Source organism: Streptococcus sp. HMSC068F04, from assembly GCF_001837455.1.
Classification (GTDB): Bacteria; Bacillota; Bacilli; order Lactobacillales; family Streptococcaceae; genus Streptococcus; species Streptococcus salivarius_D.
The window spans coordinates 1-2041 of sequence record NZ_KV832504.1; the positions used below are offsets into that span (position 1 = coordinate 1).

The 2041-nt window shown below is 41.1% G+C and carries 2 protein-coding genes; one reads left to right on the forward strand and one right to left on the reverse strand.

The features are described 5' to 3' along the window. Window positions 1-48 precede the first annotated feature (48 nt). A complete protein-coding gene (locus tag HMPREF2571_RS06545; RefSeq protein ID WP_013990898.1) occupies window positions 49-504 on the reverse strand; it encodes a YueI family protein in 456 nt (151 codons plus the stop codon). 205 nt (window positions 505-709) lie between these two features. Between HMPREF2571_RS06545 and eno the strand changes: the two genes are divergently transcribed. Next, window positions 710-2014 (forward strand): surface-displayed alpha-enolase, encoded by a 1305-nt coding sequence (gene eno, locus HMPREF2571_RS06550; protein ID WP_002886048.1) that lies wholly within the window; start codon window positions 710-712, stop codon window positions 2012-2014. The last annotated feature ends 27 nt before the right edge of the window (window positions 2015-2041 follow it).

Here is a 2041-nt window from a genome sequence, read left to right on the forward strand (position 1 = left end):
AACTTCTGAGGACTTTGTCTTCAATCTGAGCTGACCTTGCGTCAGCTTTTATTTTCCAAATAGTTTAGCAAAAAATCCCTTTTTTTCAGTGACGGGTTCAGTTCCTTTAGGAGCAAGGATATCAGGATAGAGCTCTGAAAATAACACTTTATCAAGGTTCTCTGCTTGATTACTATGTGCAATAAGACCGTATGGTGAATGGGCCTTGGCCTCATCCACGATAGTTGCTGAAATGTTGAGTGCTTGAGCAGTTTTGATATAGGTAAATTGTATCTGGTCAGCTAATTTTGGCGATAGCTTGAGACTAAGATTCGGGTAAACGGCTTGCAAGTCTTTTAAAATCTTCGGAAAATGGTCAATTACAGTTTTCTTTTCAGCATTTTCCAATAGAACAGCTAGGACTACACGTTCCGCATAGGTTCCAAAATACTGACGAAGTTCATCGGGATTAAGGCGTTTTTCGCCACTAGCGCATTGGAGTACTTTGTTTTCAAGTGAAGTCATAGGAATCTCCTGTAAGTTTTCTACTTGTATTATACAATATTTTGAATTCCTTTTCATTCGGGTCGTTTTCTGAGATTTTCAAAAACAATTGAAAATATTAAAAAATAGAAAATCGCTAGAAAATTCTGGTTTTAATTTGCTTAAGCCTTGATATTATGGTAATATATAGGTGTAAAAAATTTTAACTCATAAGGAGAGTATTGTAATGTCAATTATTACTGATGTTTACGCACGCGAAGTCCTTGACTCACGCGGTAACCCAACACTTGAAGTAGAAGTTTACACTGAATCTGGTGCATTCGGTCGCGGTATGGTTCCTTCAGGAGCTTCAACTGGTGAACACGAAGCAGTAGAACTTCGTGATGGTGACAAAGCTCGTTACGGTGGTCTTGGTACTCAAAAAGCAGTTGATAACGTAAACAACGTTATTGCTGAACACATCATCGGATTCGACGTACGTGATCAACAAGGTATTGACCGCGCAATGATCGCTCTTGACGGTACTCCAAACAAAGGTAAACTTGGTGCCAACGCTATTCTTGGTGTGTCTATCGCTGTAGCACGCGCAGCTGCTGACTACCTTGAAGTTCCACTTTACAGCTACCTTGGCGGATTCAACACTAAAGTTCTTCCAACTCCAATGATGAACATCATCAACGGTGGTTCTCACTCAGACGCTCCAATCGCTTTCCAAGAATTCATGATCGTACCTGCTGGTGCACCAACATTCAAAGAAGCTCTTCGTTGGGGTGCTGAAATCTTCCACGCACTTAAGAAAATCCTTAAAGAACGTGGACTTGAAACAGCCGTAGGTGACGAAGGTGGTTTCGCACCTCGTTTCGACGGAACTGAAGATGGTGTTGAAACTATCATCAAAGCTATCGAAGCTGCTGGATATGTACCAGGTAAAGACGTATTTATCGGATTTGACTGTGCATCATCTGAATTCTACGATGCAGAACGTAAAGTTTACGACTACACTAAATTTGAAGGTGAAGGCGCTGCTGTTCGTACTGCTGCAGAACAAATCGACTACCTTGAAGAATTGGTTAACAAATACCCAATCATCACTATCGAAGATGGTATGGACGAAAACGACTGGGACGGTTGGAAAGCTCTTACTGAACGTCTTGGTGGTAAAGTTCAATTGGTTGGTGACGACTTCTTCGTAACTAACACAGCTTACCTTGAAAAAGGTATTGCAGAACACGCTGCTAACTCAATCCTTATCAAAGTTAACCAAATCGGTACTTTGACTGAAACTTTCGACGCTATCGAAATGGCGAAAGAAGCTGGATACACAGCAGTAGTATCACACCGTTCAGGTGAAACTGAAGATTCAACAATCGCTGATATCGCAGTTGCAACTAACGCTGGTCAAATCAAGACAGGTTCATTGTCACGTACTGACCGTATCGCTAAATACAACCAATTGCTTCGTATCGAAGACCAACTTGGTGAAGTTGCAGAATACCGTGGTTTAAAATCATTCTACAACTTGAAAAAATAGGCTCTTTGTCAACTGTAGTGGGTGACG